17 protein-coding genes are annotated in these 18,838 nt (G+C 51.7%); 12 read left to right on the plus strand and 5 right to left on the minus strand.

Annotated elements, in window-relative coordinates:
- Nucleotides 1–28: 28 nt before the first annotated feature.
- The 3 genes from porZ to ABDW72_RS04415 form a co-directional block, all read right to left on the minus strand.
- Entirely contained in the window at nt 29–2,356 is a 2,328-nt protein-coding gene (gene porZ / locus ABDW72_RS04405; RefSeq protein ID WP_347157248.1) for a type IX secretion system anionic LPS delivery protein PorZ, read from the minus strand.
- A 12-nt stretch (nt 2,357–2,368) separates the two neighbouring features.
- On the minus strand, nt 2,369–2,974 hold the full coding sequence (locus tag ABDW72_RS04410) for a thymidine kinase (RefSeq protein WP_347157249.1): 606 nt from the start codon (nt 2,972–2,974) through the stop codon (nt 2,369–2,371).
- A gap of 103 nt (nt 2,975–3,077) precedes the next feature.
- Nucleotides 3,078–3,401, minus strand: coding sequence for a 2Fe-2S iron-sulfur cluster-binding protein (locus tag ABDW72_RS04415; protein ID WP_347157250.1), 324 nt, complete (start codon nt 3,399–3,401; stop codon nt 3,078–3,080).
- A gap of 36 nt (nt 3,402–3,437) precedes the next feature.
- Here ABDW72_RS04415 and ABDW72_RS04420 point away from each other — a divergent pair, with 36 nt between their 5' ends.
- The 5 genes from ABDW72_RS04420 to ABDW72_RS04440 all read left to right on the plus strand — a co-directional run bounded on the left by ABDW72_RS04420 (nt 3,438) and on the right by ABDW72_RS04440 (nt 7,444).
- Nucleotides 3,438–4,535, plus strand: coding sequence for a hypothetical protein (locus tag ABDW72_RS04420; RefSeq protein WP_347157251.1), 1,098 nt, complete (start codon nt 3,438–3,440; stop codon nt 4,533–4,535).
- A gap of 301 nt (nt 4,536–4,836) precedes the next feature.
- Complete coding sequence (locus ABDW72_RS04425) at nt 4,837–5,226, plus strand: hypothetical protein (RefSeq protein ID WP_347157252.1); 390 nt, start codon at nt 4,837–4,839, stop codon at nt 5,224–5,226.
- A 262-nt stretch (nt 5,227–5,488) separates the two neighbouring features.
- On the plus strand, nt 5,489–6,022 hold the full coding sequence (locus ABDW72_RS04430; protein ID WP_347157253.1) for a hypothetical protein: 534 nt from the start codon (nt 5,489–5,491) through the stop codon (nt 6,020–6,022).
- 97 nt (nt 6,023–6,119) lie between these two features.
- Nucleotides 6,120–7,112: an AAA family ATPase gene (locus ABDW72_RS04435; RefSeq protein WP_347157254.1), complete on the plus strand. Its 993-nt coding sequence runs from the start codon at nt 6,120–6,122 to the stop codon at nt 7,110–7,112.
- A 155-nt stretch (nt 7,113–7,267) separates the two neighbouring features.
- Complete coding sequence (locus tag ABDW72_RS04440; protein WP_347157255.1) at nt 7,268–7,444, plus strand: hypothetical protein; 177 nt, start codon at nt 7,268–7,270, stop codon at nt 7,442–7,444.
- Between the two features lie 162 nt (nt 7,445–7,606).
- Here ABDW72_RS04440 and ABDW72_RS04445 read toward each other — a convergent pair whose 3' ends face one another.
- Complete coding sequence (locus ABDW72_RS04445) at nt 7,607–8,968, minus strand: T9SS C-terminal target domain-containing protein (RefSeq protein WP_347157256.1); 1,362 nt, start codon at nt 8,966–8,968, stop codon at nt 7,607–7,609.
- Nucleotides 8,969–9,003: 35 nt separating this feature from the next.
- Nucleotides 9,004–11,805 (minus strand): TonB-dependent receptor, encoded by a 2,802-nt coding sequence (locus ABDW72_RS04450; RefSeq protein ID WP_347157257.1) that lies wholly within the window; start codon nt 11,803–11,805, stop codon nt 9,004–9,006.
- A 463-nt stretch (nt 11,806–12,268) separates the two neighbouring features.
- Between ABDW72_RS04450 and ABDW72_RS04455 the strand changes: the two genes are divergently transcribed.
- The 7 genes from ABDW72_RS04455 (at nt 12,269) to ABDW72_RS04485 (ending at nt 18,813) form a co-directional block, all read left to right on the plus strand.
- A complete protein-coding gene (locus ABDW72_RS04455) occupies nt 12,269–13,483 on the plus strand; it encodes a hypothetical protein (protein ID WP_347157258.1) in 1,215 nt (404 codons plus the stop codon).
- Between the two features lie 27 nt (nt 13,484–13,510).
- Nucleotides 13,511–14,623: a phosphate ABC transporter substrate-binding protein PstS gene (gene pstS, locus ABDW72_RS04460; protein ID WP_347157259.1), complete on the plus strand. Its 1,113-nt coding sequence runs from the start codon at nt 13,511–13,513 to the stop codon at nt 14,621–14,623.
- A 79-nt stretch (nt 14,624–14,702) separates the two neighbouring features.
- Nucleotides 14,703–15,605 carry a phosphate ABC transporter permease subunit PstC gene (gene pstC / locus ABDW72_RS04465; protein WP_347157260.1) on the plus strand — a complete coding sequence of 301 codons (903 nt, stop codon included), beginning with the start codon at nt 14,703–14,705 and terminating at the stop codon, nt 15,603–15,605.
- A gap of 3 nt (nt 15,606–15,608) precedes the next feature.
- On the plus strand, nt 15,609–16,454 hold the full coding sequence (gene pstA, locus ABDW72_RS04470; protein ID WP_347157261.1) for a phosphate ABC transporter permease PstA: 846 nt from the start codon (nt 15,609–15,611) through the stop codon (nt 16,452–16,454).
- Complete coding sequence (gene pstB / locus ABDW72_RS04475; protein ID WP_347157262.1) at nt 16,436–17,194, plus strand: phosphate ABC transporter ATP-binding protein PstB; 759 nt, start codon at nt 16,436–16,438, stop codon at nt 17,192–17,194. Before pstA ends, pstB begins: the two co-directional genes overlap by 19 nt.
- A 56-nt stretch (nt 17,195–17,250) precedes the next feature.
- A complete protein-coding gene (phoU, locus tag ABDW72_RS04480) occupies nt 17,251–17,940 on the plus strand; it encodes a phosphate signaling complex protein PhoU (RefSeq protein ID WP_347157263.1) in 690 nt (229 codons plus the stop codon).
- 225 nt (nt 17,941–18,165) lie between these two features.
- Entirely contained in the window at nt 18,166–18,813 is a 648-nt protein-coding gene (locus ABDW72_RS04485; protein WP_347157649.1) for a heme exporter protein CcmB, read from the plus strand.
- Nucleotides 18,814–18,838 lie beyond the last annotated feature (25 nt).

An 18,838-nucleotide genomic window follows, 5' to 3' on the forward strand; every position in this document is an offset into this window, starting at 1 on the left:
AACCGGTAACGGCGGTTTTATACCTTGCCTACTCTAGCACGGCTACTTTGCTGATGCAGGCCTGGCTTCCGTCCGTGCTGGCGCTCATCACCAGATATACACCTGCTTTTACGCGTTTGCCATTGTAGTCGCGGGCGTTCCAGGCCAGGGTGCCGCCGGTAGCACGGGTCTTGTAAACCAACGTGCCGGAAATATCGGTGATGCGCACATCGGCATTGTTGGGCAGCCCTGAGATTGCAACTACGCCCGTATACTCATGCCGGACCGGGTTCGGGAACACCACGGCACATGTCGGTTTGCCTTCCGTTACCGTCGCTTCGGCCCGGTAAGAGGCGATACCCGCATCCGTTACGATGAACACCTCTCCCGAGCGGTGCTCTACCGCTACCGATAGCACTTTGTCGGAGGGCAGCGGGCTATTGGCGGTGGTAAAGTGCCGTAGCAGCTGGTCTCCATCCGGGCTAAAAAGCCAGAGGCCATTGTCGGTGCCCATCCACTTGCGATTAGCGCCATCTACGGCAATGCTGCGTACTGTTTGCCCGGCTAGCAGCGGCCGTCGGTCTATAACAGGCGTGCGGGCATCATATACCGGCTCCTCAAACACATAGGCAGGCGTATAATACACGCCAACACCATTGTTAGTACCTACCCACACATCGCCGTTCAAATCTTTGGCCATACTATATACCTGGCCGCCCGGCAAACCGCCGCTGCCTTCGCCTACCGAGAGCTGCCGCACCCGGTTTTGTTTCTCATCGAACACCACCAGGCCTGAGCCGGACGTACTCTGGCGGGCATACGAAAGCCATTTATACCCGTTATCGTCAATCAGGAGCTGGTCGAGGTTAGTGCCCCCGCTGCCCGCCGGAAGTATAAACGACTGCCAGTTGCCCGTTGGCTGTAGTGCAAACAAGCCTGGCTGCTCTGCTTGCTGGTTGCGGTTCAGCACCCAAACGGCACCCGCAGCATCGGTTGCTACAGCAGTGATCCGCACATCGGCTGGCTGAGCGGCAGTTCCTAAGAGTGGGCTATTGCTACTGGTATACAAGCGATTATGCTGCAGACCGCCCCATTCCAGTAATCCGCTGCCATAGCTGGCGAAGTATACTTTATCAGTCACCGGATTGTAAACGGCATCCACCAGGTCGACAGCAGGCACCACATCGGCAGTGTTCGGATACAGGTAGCTGTTAAAGCTTTGCCAGGTGCCGTCCGTATACTTGTAAAACCCGTTGTGGCTGCCCTGCGGCTGGTAGGCATTGGTGTAGCCCCCGCTCAACACATATACATTGCCCTGCGCTGCATACACCCGGAAACCGCTGCTGCTATAAGGCCCGTCCGGCGCAAAGGCAGCTGTTGCCTGATCGGCTATACGAATGCGCAAAAGCCCGTTCCGGGCATCGGCGACCCACACATTGTCATCTGCCCCGCTTATAGCTTCCTGTGCGTTTTCCAGCTGTGGCGGCTGCAGGTTCATGAAGCGTTCCTCTTTCGTGAGCAGTGTAACACCGGCAGCACTGGTTATTGTTAGGTAACTGGCGGAGGCGGAAAGCGCACGCACGTCCATACTTGCTCCGGAGGTCACTGCCTGCCAGGTGCTTCCCTGCCGCACAAACAGGCCCTGCCCGGCAGTACCGGCATAAAGCTGCTCCCCGAAAACAGCCAGGCTGTTTACTTGCCCCGGCATCCCGTTGCTTACATCCTTCCAACTCCGGAAATCCTGCAGGTTAGCGCCAGCTGTAGGTGCCGCCCATACACCGGCGGCCGTTGCCAGAAAAATGCTGTCGCCGCGAATAGCTGTTGCCAGCACGTTCAGTGTTGCGCCGCCTGCACCCAGATTAGCATAGCTTTCCCGCACCTCACGCTTTTGCAGGTCCAGCACCACCACGCCAAAGGAGCAAGAAAGATAAGCCAGCTTGTTATAAGTATAGATCTGGTTGATGGCTTTGTCACCCGGAATGGCTTTGCGGTAGATGTCATTGAGAGGGCTAAGTATAGCATCGTGCAGCAGGTCGATGCGGCTGTTGGTGTATGCGATAACCAGCGTGCCGGTGCCTTCATCATACTGGATGGCACTAACCTGCTGCTCCTGCAGGCCATCGGCTTTGGTAACAGCTTTTACAGCATTAAACTCCTTATCATAGTAAAACAGCCCTTGCTGCGCGGCCAGGTATACTTTATCTCCGGCATAAGCCACGGCTCTGCCCCGCCGGTAAGGCACGTGCAGTTGCCAGTCCCCTATGGGCAAATGGCTTTGTGCTTCGCTTAAGGAGACCCACATCAGCAGCCACAGCCACAAAGCCAGCTTCCGGGAAACCAGCGGCTGTGTTAGCCGGCATATGTGGGAATAAAACATGGGCTGAACGGGTTATACTTGTTTCTTCAGCTGCTGGCCTTCCAGAAAGCAGTGGCGGCAGCGGGCTTCATAGGAGTCTGTTTCGCCGAGCAGCACCTGCGCTTGAGAGGGAGCACTCCGGAATGAATAGGTGGCAATGTCGCCGCACTGCACGCAAATGGCATGCACCTTCGTCACATACTCGGCCACCGCCATCAGGGCCGGCATCGGGCCAAAGGGTTTGCCCTGGTAATCCATGTCGAGGCCGGCGGCAATGACGCGTACGCCGCTGTTGGCCAGTTTCACGCATACTTCGGCCAGGCCCTCATCAAAAAACTGCGCCTCATCAATGCCTACCACATCGCAGCTGCCGCCCAGCAACAGCATGTCCTGGGCAAAGTCGATGGGTGTAGAGCGGATGGAATTCTCGTTATGCGACACCACATCTACGTCGTGGTAGCGCTTATCAATAGTAGGTTTAAAAATTTCTACTTTCTGCTTTGCAATCTTGGCCCTGTTCAGGCGGCGGATCAGCTCCTCAGTCTTGCCCGAAAACATCGATCCGCAGATCACTTCTATCCATCCCCGCCGGTGTGCGTGGGCTTTGTTACCGTTGCCTACGCGTGGTTCTATAAACATTTGTTGGTTGATAAATGACTAAATTGATGAATGGTTAGATGGTTAAACGGCCGATGGCTGGTTCTCAGCTCCTCACTTCCTAACTCTCTAACACTTTAACTTTCTAACTACTATAGTTCAGGTGCGGCAATTTGGTCTGCTCCGGCACTTTTCCGGTAGCGTCGCCATAGGCTAGTGTACACTGGCAGGTCAGCCGTTCGTTATCCTTTAGGCGGCCCCGTTCGCGGTAGCGGGTTTCGGCAGCAGTAAGGGCACCAAAATTTACCAGCCCCTGTTGCACAATTATCCGGCAGGTAGTGCAGCGGCCTTTACCGCCGCAGGCATGCATCCAGTCCAGGCCCTGTGCCTGAATAGCCGCTAGCAGCGTTTGCCCCGGCTCTACCGGAATTTGGCGGCCACCGAGGTTTTGCACTAGCAACTTTGGCATAATAATTTTATATCTTTACCGACGAAGGAAAACTCAATGGAAGACAAATATAATCAATTACACCTGGAACGGTACAGCAAACAGCTGGCAAATCTGCTATGCGACCGCTACTTTGCCTCGCATGATACCCTGAATGGCCCACAGCTTATCAGTTTTACGCCGATCAAACAAGTTAATCTTTTCGTGATAAAAGAGCTGCTCCTGAAGTGGCATCACGAAATAGCTAACCTGCGCAGCCCTTACTTCGATTATGAGAACGAAGAAGTAAAAGAGGCGCTGCTGCACTTTATGAATGTGCTTTCACGCAAGATTCTGATGCAGCGCAATGCCTTTGAGCCGCTTCTGCAAAAAGCCATTTATGATGCTTTTCTGCTGGTGCTGGCCCCGGTAACCACCTTCGAAGCGAAATTTCTGCGCATACAAGAGGAGATCACGCTGCCCAAGCTGCAGGAGAACCTCCGGTATATCGACCTGGACAAGCCGCTGTTTGCCGGCTTTATCGATACGCTTTCTCCTACCAACCGCGACCGGGATTATATTCTGAGCCGTTTTAAGCTGTATGTTAACGCCAGCCAGAGTCGCCGGACCACACTATCGGAACTGGTGGAGCGGTTTAACAGCCTGCTGCCTATAACTGAGGAAGAACTTGTAGCTGCCAAAGGAGCGCCAGCAGCTCCCAAACCTGCTCCAGTTGCCCCTGTAGAGGAAAAAAATATTGTAGCCCCGATCCATACGGCCCAACGGGAGGCGCCTGCTCCGACACGCCCGGCGTATACTTCCAGCAGAGACGAGGAGGACGAAGACCAGGCCCCGGCCACCAATCAGCGCCCAACCCTCAACGATAACTTCCGGAAGACGGCGGCCCCGGCCTCCCTGGCCGATGCACACAGCAACCGCAAGATCGATTCGCTGAAGAACTCTATTTCTATTAACCAGCGCTTCAGCTTTATCAACGAGCTGTTTGAGGGAGATAACATGACCTATTACCAGGCTATCCAGACGCTGGACACCATGCCTAACGCAGAACAGGCGCACCAGTATGTGCAGCAGCAGTTGGGCAGTAAGTATGACTGGAGCAAAAAACAGGAACACCTGCAGAAACTACTCCGCCTCATCGACCGAAAGTTTGCCTGATAGAAATGCTTAGCGCCCCGATACCCCTTTCGGTACGCTAAGCATTATACTTCTTCTCCCTTATAAATCGGCCTGCCATAGCAGTTGTTCTTGTGCATTTCACAAAATCTTCTGAAACACCCCAAAAGCAGGTGCGTACGGTTTGCAAATAAGCATGTGAAATACTAATTATGCAGCTGCATGGCCTTTTGCCGTTGCCGCTTACTGTTTAACAGAGTTGCCCGGCTCTGATTTAACAGTAAGCGGCCGACACAAAGTCCCATAACCACCGTACCATCAACATATAACCTTATTATCAGCCATGAAAGACGATTTAGATTATGACGACGACTTCGCCTTCAGTAACTTTGATGACGAAGAAGAAGAGGATGACTTTGGGATGACGTTTGAGGAGGACCTGTACCTGATGATAAGGGAAAAACTTCGCGACACCATTCAGGAGTTTAAGGGCAGGTACCCGATGCTGAAGAAACTTGAAAATGCGGTCAGCTCTTTTAAAGTGAATGTAAAAAATACGGATGATTCCAAGTTTTACCCCCTGGCGGCCAAGCTGCTTAGCGAGCACATTAAACCCCTGACCGAAGAATCTGAAGAGATTCAGGAGATCTACGATAACATGCAGGCCGATATTACGCGCTTTAAAAACCAGCGTGCACACGGCTTTGAAGGAGATTTTTATCTGTCAGAATAGCACAACTTTTAACCAGTTCCGGCAAAAAAGAGCCTCTCCTCTTATAAAAAGAGAGGCTCTTTTTATTTATTTGCCGCCATATAGCTGCCCTGCAACACTCATTATCGGTGTTTACACTATTAAAAACCTATTGCATCAAACAGATCGTATAATCAGCACAATTATCTGTTCTGATCTAAAGTAAATAATATATATTTGCACGAATAATGATGCAACCATTTAGTGGCTTTTGGAATCTTCCATAAAACTAACACCGAAAGCAGTGATACTGACATTACTACGCTACCCAAAACTCAACAAGCTTAATACCCCTTTTTCCATGGTGAACACGAAACTATTAGCCGGGGAGCAGTACCTCATCCAAACTGTGGATGAAAAACTGGCGCTCACTACCCATCGTGTCATCCAACGGTTTACCCCCTGGGCATTCCGCGGTGATAAATTTATTTTCCTGGAAGATATCAAAGGCTGGCGGGTACAGGCTACAGGCAACAATGCGTACCTGCTACTAGGTTTCGCATCTGCCCTGGCAGTGTACTTCAACGATTCTTTTGCGCTGCTGAGCGGCTTTTTCATCACGTTGTTCCTCATGACGCGCCACCGCCGAATCCAGATTTTTTCTTCGAACAAAGTGCTGGTGCTGCCGCTGGAGGTAGAAGAAAAGCGTGCCAATAGCCTGATCGAAATGGTGCGACAGGCACAACAGGAGCGCATTAACAACCTGAAACAAACTCCCTCTACCAAAACTGAGCAGCCGCTGGAGCAGCAGCAGGTTATATACAGCCTAAGTGCCTAACCCGGTTCTTTTTTGCCTATCAGCCCGCCTTTACGCAATATTCTGGCAACAATGGCGTATAATCGCTAACTTTAAGCGTTTATAGCCCTAATACAGCATGTTAGCAGACGAACTGACATACCAGAATAAAGTAAAGGCCAACCAGCAAAAGATAAAGCAGGTCCTTTATGAGGTAAGCAAGGCGGTGGTGGGCCAGTCATACATGGTAAACCGCCTGCTAATTGGTCTGTTTACCGGCGGCCATATTTTGCTGGAAGGCGTACCGGGCCTTGCCAAAACACTGACCATCAACTCGCTCTCCAAAGCGTTGCGTCTTGATTTTCAGCGGATCCAGTTTACACCGGACCTGCTTCCCTCTGACCTGATCGGGACGATGATCTATAACCAGAACTCCTGCAAGTTTGAGGTAAAAAAAGGGCCGATCTTTGCAAACCTTATACTCGCCGACGAAGTAAACCGCTCTCCCGCCAAGGTGCAGTCGGCACTGCTGGAGGCCATGCAGGAGAAGCAAGTAACAATAGGTGAATCTACCTACCACCTGGACCTGCCTTTCCTGGTGCTGGCCACGCAAAACCCCGTAGAGCATGAAGGCACCTACCCCCTGCCGGAGGCGCAGGTAGACCGCTTTATGATGAAAGTATACATCGACTACCCGAAAAAGACGGACGAACTGGAGATCATGCGCCGCATGGCCAACATGTCGTTCACTGACTCGGTGGCCAAAGTACTTTCCAAGCAAGACATCTTCGACATCCGCAATGAGATAAACCAGGTGCAGATTTCTGAAACGCTGGAGCGCTACATCATTGAGCTGGTGTTTGCTACCCGCCGTCCAGCGGAGTATGACCTGGCTGATTTTGCCCCATATATCCAGTTTGGTGTGTCGCCGCGGGCCAGCATTGCTTTGAACCGGGCCGCCAAAGCTGTGGCTTACTTTGACGAACGCGATTACGTGCTGCCTGAAGACATCAAAGAAGTAGCGCACGATGTGATGAACCACCGCATCATTCTCAACTATGAAGCCGAAGCGGACGGCGTGACGGCAAAAGATTTTATCGAAGCTATCCTTCGCAAAGTGCCTATCAGCTAAACACACGTTTAAGATTACCAGCAAGCAGTACCTGCTGCTTGTCCTACTGGTGCCTTTCAACTATTCCCGCTTTTCCTGCGTAATTCATAGTTTTGCTGCATTGCCCCTGCATGGAGGTGCGGCTTTATGGTCTTACTGAAGCGAAAGGAGAACGCATGTTTAGAAATTTATTCCGCCTGTACCTGTTCAATAAGCTGTTTGGCGGGTCTGACAAAAAAGAGGGCAAAAGCGGCTGTGGCGGTATTGGCTGCATCGGGCTAATTGTTATACTAGTGCTCGCTTTTTTCCTGCTCCGCTCCTGTGCTTACGACTTTCATATGCCTACCTTTTAGCCCCAGCTGGTTTATACTTGCCGGCAAGTATAAACCAGCTATAAAGCAAGAAACCCGCCGTTCCGGCGGGTTTCGGCGCAACACGGGAGACTAAGCCGCGCTGCTTCTGATTACCACGATGTTTCTCACCCATACATGTGCAACCAGTTAGTGTACTCCTCTTTAGTAGGCGGTATCTTGTGGGTTGAAATTAGACCAGCCGTTTGTCCAGTCTTCAGAACCGAAAGCTCCGATGTAGCTTACCTGCTCAAAGAAGCTATCCATACCTGTGAAGCTGGCACCACTCTGCAGTTGTGCGGCCGTCGTAAAATCTGGGGTATTGGCTGAGAAGAACGAACCGCTGATTCCCAGTGTGGCATTGTCATCTGTCAGCATGTTGCCGTTAGCGGTAGTATTAAACCAGGTGGTCACATCATAAGTACCATCTTTTTCTACCGTCAGCGCCTTACCGGCTGGCACGCCGGCAATTACCGTGTTCATAATCTTCAGTTTGCCTGCAGTGGCGTTCGCCTGTGTGGGAGCACCGTCCAGCAGCAGGCCTGTTGGCCAGCCCGCAACTACAGTGTTATGCACCTGAATGGCGCTGTTTCGGCGGATGTGCATGCCGCGCCCGAACTTGGCGTTGTAAGTGGTAGCAGGCGTAGCAATAGGGCCAAACAGGCTGACGTTCGAGAAAACAGCAGCGGTTTGTGGCGTAGCGTCGGTTCCCTTCGAGTCGTTGTCAGACTCAAATCCATTCGAATCCGAAGCGTCCGCTAAAGTAGGGTTAGCAATACCTAACAGGAACTGCAGCTTACCGGAGTAGCCGTTGTCTGTGTCAAACATATCATCTACAGTGCTGTAAGCGATCAGGTGCTTTGCGTTTACCGTACCCCCAAACCATTCGTAAGAGTCGTCGCCGCTGTATGCTACCTGGATATAATCCAGCGTAGTGCCGGCTCCAACGCCCCCAAGTGTCAGGCCGTTGATTTCATTGTCTGGCTGAAAAGCGATTCCCGGATACTCGATGCGCACATACTTCATCACACCGGAGTTGTCGTTTGCATCTGTGCCGCCATACTCGCGGTCCACGCCACCTTCAATTTTGGCGCCGGCACCCAGGTTTACAGGTGCCTTACCAAGCAGAATCACGCCGCCCCAGTCGCCTGGCTTGCGGCTGCCAGCAGCCTGTGCAGACGTGAAAACAATAGGCTTGGCAGCAGTACCATTGGCCATGATTTTGGCCCCACGCTCAATGATCAGCGTACCTTTCGAGTCTTTATCGCCCATAATAACCGTACCGGGCTCAATTGTTAGTGTGGCACCATCTTTTACGTACACAAAGCCCTTCAGCAGGTATTTCTTATCTGCCGTCATGGTAAAATTCTCTTCCGTAGAGCCGGAAACCACGGTCATGCCGTTAGACTGGCTGGTGGAGAACTCCATGCCGGTTGGCGTGGGCGTATTGTTGTCATCATCATTGTTACAGGCAGCGAACCCCATCGTAATAAGTGCCGCCAAAGTCAAATTCAATAGTTTTTTCATAAATGTGTTTGTTGGATTGGTTGGTTGAATTCAAATTAGAATTTGTAGGTCACGCCCAGCGTGGTGTACTGCCCTTTGCGGAACTTGCGGAAGGACTGGTCTACACTGGTGATCTTGCCGTCGCGATCCAGGTCGTAGTATAGGCGCGTCTGCTGGTTAAGGATATCCTGAATGCCGGCTTTTAGCTCAAAGTGCTCGCCCATACCTTTTGTTATCGAGAGGTCCAGCACATTTTTCGGCAGTTCGTATACTGTTTGGCGCAGGTTGCTGCCTACTGCAAAAATGCGCTTGCCCACTACGTTGTAGAGCAGGTTGACCTGCAGCTTACGATCATCGTTCTGGTAGTATAGCCCGGCATTCACCACGTATGGCGACTGTCCTTGCATCACGCGGCTCTGGTCCTGGTTGCCACCAGCCTGGTCGCTTAACTCCACTTTGCTATCGATTAAAGCAGCGTTGAGCACCAGCGATAAGTCCTGCACGAACTTAGATTCAGACAGATCCAGCAGTGACTTTCTTACTTCGGCCTCTACGCCATAACTGGTGGCATACTGCGCGTTTTCAAACGTGATGCTGTTGGCGCCGCTGGTGTTTTCGAAAATAGTCTCGATCGGGCTGTTGAAGTACTTGTAGAACACGCCCAACGACAGAATCTCGGCAGGATTGGGATAAAACTCGTAGCGCAGGTCGGTGTTATAAATTGTTGCCGTTTGCAGCGCAGGATTACCACTTACTTCCAGCAAGTTTACAAAGTCATAGTATGGGGCTGGTGCCAGTTCCCTGAACTCGGGGCGGTTAACGCTTATACTTGCCCCGGCACGCAGCATGGCGCGTTTGCTAAACGCATAAGTCAGGTTGGCCGAAGGCAATACGCTCAGCACTGGATTAGTATGGTTTAGCTCTGTTCCGTCTAAGTTTGTAGACTGGAGTTCCTGGTTGTTGTGCTCCACCCGCACCCCACCCGACACAGACAGCTTAGCCGTGAGTGGCATAGCGCCGCCTATATAACCGGCTAGTAAGGTGTTGTAGGCGGTATAGTTGTTCTGCGGATTGTAGTCTTCTACAATTTCCCAGCCGGTGGTGGAGTTGATGTTCTGTGGGGCAAACACTTCATCAAAAGGTCTGGTCAGCAGGCTATTGTCAAACATTTCAGTGTTAGCCGGGCGGTACGAAAAAAAGCGGGCGCTGAAGTGGCGGTTCTTCCGTTCGGCATAAAAGCCTACTCTGAGCTTCGGCGCATTCTCCGCCAGGGTATCTGTGGTGCTGAAGCGATGCTCTGCCTGCCCGTTGAAAGTAAAGGTATTTTCGTTTAGTTTAGAATAGTAGCGGCCGGCATCGTTCAGGCTCGGCGTATTTTTGTAGGTGAGGGTAAAAGGCGCGTCAGCACCCAGGTTACGGGTAGTGCGGAACCGGCGGTAATCCGGCTCATTGCGGTTCGTATAGGCATAGCCACTGGTCCAGGTCAGGGTGGTGTTACCATCGTTCAGGTCGTGAGTGCCCTGCAGCTGGCCGGAGTAAATGGTGCGGCTTTCGTAGTGCAGCGCGTAGTTCTTCATCTCCTCCTGGCTGTCATAGTCTATGCCGGTGCGCTTGAGCACTTCGCTGCTGCCCAACTGGTTGAACAGGTTCCGGAACTCCAACTTGTTATTGTTGTTCAGGCGGGCCGTCCAGTTGTGGATGATGCCGATGCGGGCTCCCTGGGTATACACATCATCCTGAAACTTATACTCGGGGTTGGCGCCTGTTTCGGGGCGATAGCTGGAATAGGAGTCTCTGGTGCCCTCGCTGTAGGTGTTGGTATTGCTGTAGGAGAGCGCAGAGATGTTGCTCAGTTGCACCAGGCCCAGATCAAAACGGCGGTTCAGGCCCAGCGAAAAGCGCAGGTCCGGCATGGCGGTTGTGCTCCTGGGTGCCCAGCTGTTGCTAAGGTCGCGGCCAAGGCTTACACGGTCGTCGGTGTTGGCCGAGGAGGTAATGCGGCCGGGAAAGCTGCCCGGCAGCGAGCGGCTGCCATTGTCGAAGCCAAGGAAATCTGTTTTGCTGCCCCCGGTTGCCAGGAAACTGCTGTTGAACGTGGTGCCGGCCCGGTAGGAGCCGGAGAGGCTCACAGAGGTGCTGTTCTCATCCACTACACTTTTAGTATAGATCTTGATCACACCGCCCCCAAACTCGCCCGGCAGCTCCGGCGAACCATTTTTATAGATCAGGATGCGGTCGATCACGCTGGTGGGCAGAATGTCGAAAGAAAAGGCTTTGGAATCTGGCTCTGTGCTGGGCGTCAGGGCATCATTCAGCATCACCGTATTGTAGCGCTGGCTCATACCCCGGATCACAATGTAGCGGTCGTTCATGATAGTGACGCCCGGGATACGTTTTACCGTTTCGGCCGCATCACGGTCCATGGATTTGGCAATCTGCTCGCCCGACATGCCACTCACCACTACTTCGCTCTGCTTCAGGTCCTGCATCAGCGCCAGTTCGGTGTTCGTAGGGCGGGCACCTACAATCTCCACTCCTTTCAGCTCAGTGGCATTTTCTTCCAGCGCCACATTTAATGTAGTTGGCTGGCCACTGCTGATCTTTACACCGGTATTTTCAGAAGGCTTATAAGAAACAAAGGTGACAGACAAAGTATAGGTGCCTGGCTCCAGCGGCAAGGTATAGTCGCCGTTATAATCTGTTGTGGTACCTTTAGCGGTGCCCTTTACAAATACTACCGCGCCAATAATTCCCTCTCCGGAGATCTTATCTGTTACTTTACCTTTCAGGGTGCCCTGCTGGGCAAAGCCATACACGGTGGTCGTAAAAATGGTGAGAATCGTGAGTAAGTATTTCATTGATCTACTGTTGTTTAGTCTCACTGCAAAAGTAGATCAGTGCTGTTAAGGCATCTTTAACGCCGGATTATGATACCGTTAAATAAGTATTGCAAATGTTAAGAGAGGATTAAAGTAATGTTACCGCCTTTTTACCGCACTGTTATGCACAGGTTACTTCGGAATCGGACAGGCAGAGAAACATGTATAAGGAGTTCAAAAGCAGCAGGACTGACTCAAAAGTGACAGGATAGGTTGTGTTTCTTAACAGTAACTTAACATTGCAGTAATTAAGCGGTAATACAGGAACGCGTACTTTGCACCGCGGTTAAGTATAAAACACCGGCAGCTACCTGACAGTTGTTGCCGAAAGTACAGAAACCGCATGGGGCACACGCCTATAGCTGACTACTACAGGCCCCCATCTTTATCCTGGTAAGAGTGTCACGACTCACAACTTATTTCTCACCTAAAGTTAAGATACGTGCAACGCAACATGCAACGGGCGCTTCTTGTGCTCCTCCTTCTTTTGCTAGGCTACACGAGCCAGGCACAGATCATCAATCCAAATCCGTCTGATACTACCGCTTTTAAACCTAGTGGCAACCTGTGGGGCCTGGCTTTTGGAGACTATTATTATAAGGCGCACACAGATGCCCTGAACCGCGGCGGAGCCAACCAGTATACCGGCATCGAAAAGGGCAGAAATGCCTTCCAGTTCCGCCGGATTTACTTAGGGTATAATTATGAGATAAGCCGGAAGTTTGCAGCAGAACTGCTGTTAGCAGCCGAAGACAACGTAGTGAACCAGAACGGTGTTGTGACCGGCGATCTGCTGGGCAACAACAAACTGGGCCTCTACATCAAGCTGGCTAACCTGCGCTGGAAGAACGTATGGCGTGGCACCGACCTGCTCGTCGGCCAGGTACCGACGCCGGCTTTTTCGTTTGTCAGCGACCCGATCTGGGGCTACCGCTCCATCGAACGAACCATTACCGACATCCGCCGCACCCCGTCGTTTGATATGGGCGTAGAGTTGCAGGGCCGGTATAAAACAGAAGCTACGGCCTATGGCTACAACGTAATGATCGGGAACGGGACATCGGCCCGCCCCGAGAATGACAAGTATAAAAAGTTCTCCGGCGACGTGTTTGCCAAATTCATGGATCAGAAGTTGGTGGTTGACCTCTACGCCGATTACCAGCGCCTGAACTGGACCTCCTCGTTTCATCATTCCAGCAACATGGTTAAGGGCTTTGTAGGGTATGTAACACCGGCAGTAACTGTTGGGGTAGAAGCCTTCCTGAATCATGGAAAAAATGACGTGATCGGTATCCGGGAATCGGGTGCAGCCGATACACTGAGCGCGAACGCTATGGGCATCTCCACGTTCATCAAAGGCACTGTTATAAAAGATAAGCTGGGCTACTTTGCCCGTATAGACAACTATAACCCCGACGAGAACTACGATGCCACCCAATATGTGCGGGATGAGGGCCTAAGCGGCAACTATGAGCCAAACAACAAGGAACAACTGATCCTGCTAGGCTTAGATTATACGCCTGCCAAGAATGTACATTTTATGCCGAACATCTGGTACAACAAGTATAAAAGCCAGCGCAGCGATGTAACTGACGCTGCCAGAAAAGATTACGACCTGGCTTACCGGCTTACCTTCTATTATGTTTTCGGAAAATAGCTTCTAAAAAGACTTAACATACACAACATGAACCGACAATTTGCAAAAGTAAAAGCCGCCCTGCTGGCAGGCATTCTTTTTACAGCCTTGGGCTTTTCGGCCTGTAACAGCGGCAACAGCAATACCGAGGGCAACAACGCGGTAGGCGAAAACGCCGCGAACGACGACAACACCCTGCTGGGGGCAGGCAGCACATTCGTTTACCCGCTGTTCTCCAAGCAATTTGCAGAGTATAACAAGGAAACCGGTCTGCGTGTCAACTACCAGTCAATTGGCTCAGGTGGCGGTATTCTGCAGCTGACTAACAAAACCGTAGATTTCGGTGACTCTGACGCTCCCCTGAACGAGGAACAGGTACAGAAAGCAGGCGCCCCGGTGCTGCACGTGCCGATGTGTGCGGGCGCAGTAGTACTGAGCTACAACCTGCCGGGTGTGCAAAATGCCATCAAACTTACGCCTGACGTGATCGCTGATATTTTCCTGGGCAACATCAAGAACTGGAATGATCCGAAAATAGCTGCTGTAAACAACGGCGTTACCCTTCCTGCCATGCCTATTGTAGTGGCCCACCGCTCCGATGGCAGCGGCACAACCAACATTTTCACCACTTACCTGTCGAAGGTGAGCCCGGCGTGGCAGTCTAAAGTAGGCGCAGGTTCTTCTATCAACTGGCCAGCCGGCTTAGGCGGCAAGGGCAACGAAGGCGTGGCCGGTCTGATCAAGCAAACACCTGGCGCGATCGGGTACATTGAACTGGCCTATGCCGTGCAAAACAAAATGGCCTTTGCCGATGTGCAGAACAAAAGCGGCAGCTTTATTACGCCGAGCGTAGCTTCTACCAGCGCTGCCAGCAACATCGACCTGCCCGCAGATTCCAAAGTGTCGCTGACTAACACCGAGGCAGCCGATGGTTACCCGATCAGCGGCTTTACCTGGGCCATACTTTATAAAGAGCAGAAGTATAACAACCGTTCTGCCGAAAGAGCCAAAGAGCTGCTGAACCTGCTGTGGTGGAACATTCACAAAGGCCAGCAGTACTGCGAGCCGCTGCACTATGCACCGCTTTCGCCCTCTGCGGTTGCCGTAGCTGAGAACATCCTCAAGTCGGCTACTTACGATGGGCAACCTATTCTGAAGTAAATACAGTACAAGGTCTTAAAGATGATAAGCTTCGGCACAGAAAAGTTTTTCTGTGCCGAAGCTTATAAAACAAATGCGGATGCCACAGAGCAGAAAACTGAAGAATCCCAACGTACAGGTAAAATACGAAGCCGTATTTAGCCGCACCCTGGCCTTAACTGCGCTTGTAGTGCTGGTGATCGTAACCGGTATATTTTTAACGCTGCTGCTGGAGTCTGTTCCCGCAATCAAAGCGTTGGGAGCGGCCTTTTTGTGGGGCAAAACCTGGGACCCGGTAAGCGACATTTATGGCGCATACCCGTTTATTATCGGCACACTGCTGACCTCGTTCCTGGCCCTGCTCATTTCCATACCTTTCTCGTTTGCCATTGCCATTTTCTTAGGAGAATATAGCACCAGCGGCCCTGTGTCTGGCTTCCTGAAAAACGTGGTGGAGCTCATTGCCGCCGTGCCATCTGTTATCTATGGCTTCTGGGGGTTGATCGTGCTGGTGCCACTTGTGCGCAGTTTGGAGGTGGAAGTAGGAGCTACACCCTATGGCATCGGTATTCTTACAGCTTCGCTTATCCTGTCCATCATGATCATTCCGTATGCGGCATCGCTTGGCCGGGAGATGATACAGATGGTGCCCAGCCAGCTCAAAGAAGGCGCTTACGCTTTGGGAGCCACACGCTTTGAAGTGATCACCTCCGTAAGTATGCCATATACCCGCTCCGGCCTTTTTGCAGGCGTGCTGCTGTCGCTGGGCAGGGCGCTGGGCGAAACAATGGCCGTTACCATGGTGATCGGCAACTCCAGCATCATCCCGACCAGCATCTTTGACCCGGGCAACACCATGGCCAGCGTTATTGCCAACGAATTTACGGAAGCAGACCGCACGCTGTACCTCTCGGCGCTGATCGAACTTGGGCTGGTGCTGTTCCTGGTAACGGTGGTCATCAACATGATCGGCAAACGAGTAATTAAAGGCTTTAACCGTTAGCGCATGCGTACTAAGATCAATTTTAGAATCAGCAAAAGCAGGGCTTTCCAGGGGCTGATCATGTTATTGGCCTTTATCATTACTGTTCCGCTGCTATCCATCATCATCTATGTGTTTAAAGAAGGCTACTCGGTTATCAATTGGGACTTTTTTACCACAATTCCCAAACCGGTGGGTGAAGAAGGCGGTGGTATTGCCAACGCGCTGGTGGGCAGTTTGCTCATTGTGCTGGTAGCGGCCTTAATGGCTATTCCTATCGGCATACTGTGCGGCGTTTACCTGAGCGAAAACCAGAACAGCCGCCTGGCTTACTGGAGCCGCCTGGCCGTAGACATCCTGCAAGGCGTGCCGTCTATTGTGATTGGCATTGTCATCTATTTCTGGGTGGTGAAACCGTCGGGCAGTTTCTCGGCTATTTCGGGCAGCGTTGCCTTGAGCATTATGATGCTGCCTATTGTGATCCGCTCTACCGAAGAAACGCTGAAGCTAATACCCGCTACACTCAAAGAAGCGGGGCTGGCGCTGGGGCTACCTTATTATAAGGTGATGCTGAAGGTGATCCTACCCTCCGGCATCAGCGGCATCCTGTCTGGCGTGATGCTGTCGGTAGCCCGTATTGCCGGCGAAACAGCGCCCCTGCTCTTCACCGCTTTCGGCAACCCCTACCTGACGACCAACATTGCCAAGCCCATGCAAAGCCTGCCCTTGCTGATCTTTAACTATGCCACCAGCCCTTATGAGGAGTGGCATAACCTTGCCTGGGGGGCATCGCTTATTTTATTATTATGGATATTACTCCTGAACATATCAACCAAGCTCCTAACCCGAAGATGGAAAGTACAATTATAAGTAGCCGGAATTTTAACGCTTATTTTGGAGAGAACCATGTGGTCAAAGACATCAACATGGACATCACCAGAAATACAGTGGTGGCTGTTATGGGGCCGTCGGGCTGCGGAAAAACCACTTTCCTGCGCTGCATCAACCGTATGCACGAGCTGATACCCGGCGCTACGGCCAAAGGCCAGCTCCTGCTCAACAACGAGGACGTGTATAAGATGCACTCTATTATGGTGCGCCAGAAAATTGGTATGGTGTTCCAGCGGCCGAACCCTTTCCCTAATCTCAGCATCTACGATAACGTGATCGCCGGTTACAAACTCAATGGCATCAGCCTGTCTAAGAGCGACAAAGATGCCATTGTGGAAGGCTCGCTGACAAAGGCAGCCCTGTGGAATGAAGTAAAGGACGCCCTGCATAAAAAAGGCACGTTCCTGTCGGGTGGGCAGCAGCAGCGGTTGTGCATTGCGCGGGCCATTGCCATGGAGCCCGAAGTACTACTGCTGGATGAGCCGACTTCGGCCCTGGACCCTATTTCCACCTCCAGCATTGAAGAACTGCTGTTTGAACTGAAGAAGAACTTCACCCTCGTTATCGTAACGCACAACATGCAGCAGGCAGCGCGCGTGAGCGATAAAACAGCATTCTTTTTTTTGGGCGAGCTGGTAGAATTTGACAACACTAAGCGCATGTTCACCAACCCGAAAGATCAGCGCACGCAGAACTACATTACCGGCCGCTTTAGTTAGTCAACAAGTATAAACTCTCGTTTAACAAGTATAATCCTCACCAACGATCAGAGACGATGCCTCATATTGATGTAGAAATGCAGAAGCTAAAGGACAAGCTTCTGGAAATGTGGGATCTGGTAGAGTACCAACTTGCCAGTGGCCGCCAAGCCATGCTGGAGAACAACCATGAGCTCGCCAACAAGGTGGTAAAGCTGGGCAAGAAGGTAAACCGCTACGATATTAAGATAGACCGCCAGTGCGAAAACTTCTTCGCCCTGTTTACCCCTGTGGCCGTAGACCTGCGCCAGGTGCTGGCCACACTGAAGATAAACGCCAACCTGGAGCGCATCGGCGATACAGCAGAAGGCATCAGCCGCATTGTTACCAAGTTAAAGGAGCCGCTTTCGCAGGAACTGCTGGAAGAAAGCCGCACGCTGGAGATGTATGAAAGTGCCCTGCTCATGTTTACAGCAGCCCGCAAAGCTTTCATCAACGCTGACTCGGCCGGTGCCCGCCTGGTTCTGAAGCAGGACAAACTCCTGAACAAGATCTACCGCAAATCCGACAAGGTGCTTGCCGGGTATATGCGTGCCAACCCGGATAAAATAGAGATTTGCCTGCACCTCTACAACCTGATCAAAAAGCTGGAGCGCGTAGGTGACCAGATCACCAACATCGCCGAGGAAGTTATCTTTTACCGCGATGCCAAAGTGGTGAAGCACAAAGAAAAGAAGAAGAAAAAGAAAGATCAGGGCGAAAAGTAAGCTTTGATCAGCACCATAAAAAGCACGGGCCATAGCGGTTCGTGCTTTTTGCATTTATACTTGTTAGGTAAATGCCGCAAGGGTAAGCACAACGGAAACTTACGGCAGGTATGCCCAAACGGCCATTCAACAATCAGCACCTGCAATATTACCTTTACAATTGTTTGTGTTGTACCTTTGTGGCAAAACAATGGAGCCGTGCTGCTAAAAGAGGTTTTATACTTGATTCGGAAGGACCTGGTGCTGGAGTGGCGACAGAAGTATGCTTTTAATGGCATGCTGCTGTACGTGGGCAGCACTGTGTTTGTGTGTTACCTCAGCTTTGGGTTGCGCTCCATCAGCGGGCAGGGGCTGGTGCCGGTCTGGAATGCAGTGCTCTGGATCATCCTGCTGTTTACCTCTGTGAATGCTATTGCCAAAAGCTTTATGCAGGAAAACCGAGGGCGGCTGCTCTACTTCTACACCATCGTGAGCCCGCAGGGCGTAATCTTGGCCAAGATCGTGTACAACACGCTGCTGATGCTGGTGCTGGCGCTCATCTGTTTTGTGTTTTATGCGGTGGTGCTGGGTAATCCGGTGCAGGACATGCCCATGTTCCTGCTCACCATTTTACTGGGTGCCATTGGCTTCTCCACCTCTCTCACCATGATCTCGGGTATTGCCTCCAAAGCTGCTAACAGCAGCACGCTGATGGCGGTGCTGGGCTTTCCGGTGATGGTGCCCATGCTGCTGATGCTCATCCGGATGTCGAAAAATGCGCTGGATGGCCTTGAACGGGGTGCCAGCCTCGACGAACTGCTGACCTTGCTCGCCATAAACATGATTGTTGTCACTGTTTCTTATATCTTATTCCCGTACCTTTGGCGTTCATAAGCAGAAATATAACGACCCTGAAACC

It is taken from the genome of Pontibacter chitinilyticus (genome assembly GCF_039748935.1).
GTDB lineage: Bacteria > Bacteroidota > Bacteroidia > Cytophagales > Hymenobacteraceae > Pontibacter > Pontibacter chitinilyticus.

Coding starts and splice junctions, on each gene's coding strand:
- porZ (WP_347157248.1), bottom strand. CDS start 2,356: ATGTTTTATTCCCACATATGCCGGCTAACACAGCCGCTGGTTTCCCGG.
- ABDW72_RS04410 (WP_347157249.1), bottom strand. CDS start 2,974: ATGTTTATAGAACCACGCGTAGGCAACGGTAACAAAGCCCACGCACAC.
- ABDW72_RS04415 (WP_347157250.1), bottom strand. CDS start 3,401: ATGCCAAAGTTGCTAGTGCAAAACCTCGGTGGCCGCCAAATTCCGGTA.
- ABDW72_RS04420 (WP_347157251.1), top strand. CDS start 3,438: ATGGAAGACAAATATAATCAATTACACCTGGAACGGTACAGCAAACAG.
- ABDW72_RS04425 (WP_347157252.1), top strand. CDS start 4,837: ATGAAAGACGATTTAGATTATGACGACGACTTCGCCTTCAGTAACTTT.
- ABDW72_RS04435 (WP_347157254.1), top strand. CDS start 6,120: ATGTTAGCAGACGAACTGACATACCAGAATAAAGTAAAGGCCAACCAG.
- ABDW72_RS04440 (WP_347157255.1), top strand. CDS start 7,268: ATGTTTAGAAATTTATTCCGCCTGTACCTGTTCAATAAGCTGTTTGGC.
- ABDW72_RS04445 (WP_347157256.1), bottom strand. CDS start 8,968: ATGAAAAAACTATTGAATTTGACTTTGGCGGCACTTATTACGATGGGG.
- ABDW72_RS04450 (WP_347157257.1), bottom strand. CDS start 11,805: ATGAAATACTTACTCACGATTCTCACCATTTTTACGACCACCGTGTAT.
- pstS (WP_347157259.1), top strand. CDS start 13,511: ATGAACCGACAATTTGCAAAAGTAAAAGCCGCCCTGCTGGCAGGCATT.
- pstC (WP_347157260.1), top strand. CDS start 14,703: ATGCCACAGAGCAGAAAACTGAAGAATCCCAACGTACAGGTAAAATAC.
- pstA (WP_347157261.1), top strand. CDS start 15,609: ATGCGTACTAAGATCAATTTTAGAATCAGCAAAAGCAGGGCTTTCCAG.
- pstB (WP_347157262.1), top strand. CDS start 16,436: ATGGAAAGTACAATTATAAGTAGCCGGAATTTTAACGCTTATTTTGGA.
- phoU (WP_347157263.1), top strand. CDS start 17,251: ATGCCTCATATTGATGTAGAAATGCAGAAGCTAAAGGACAAGCTTCTG.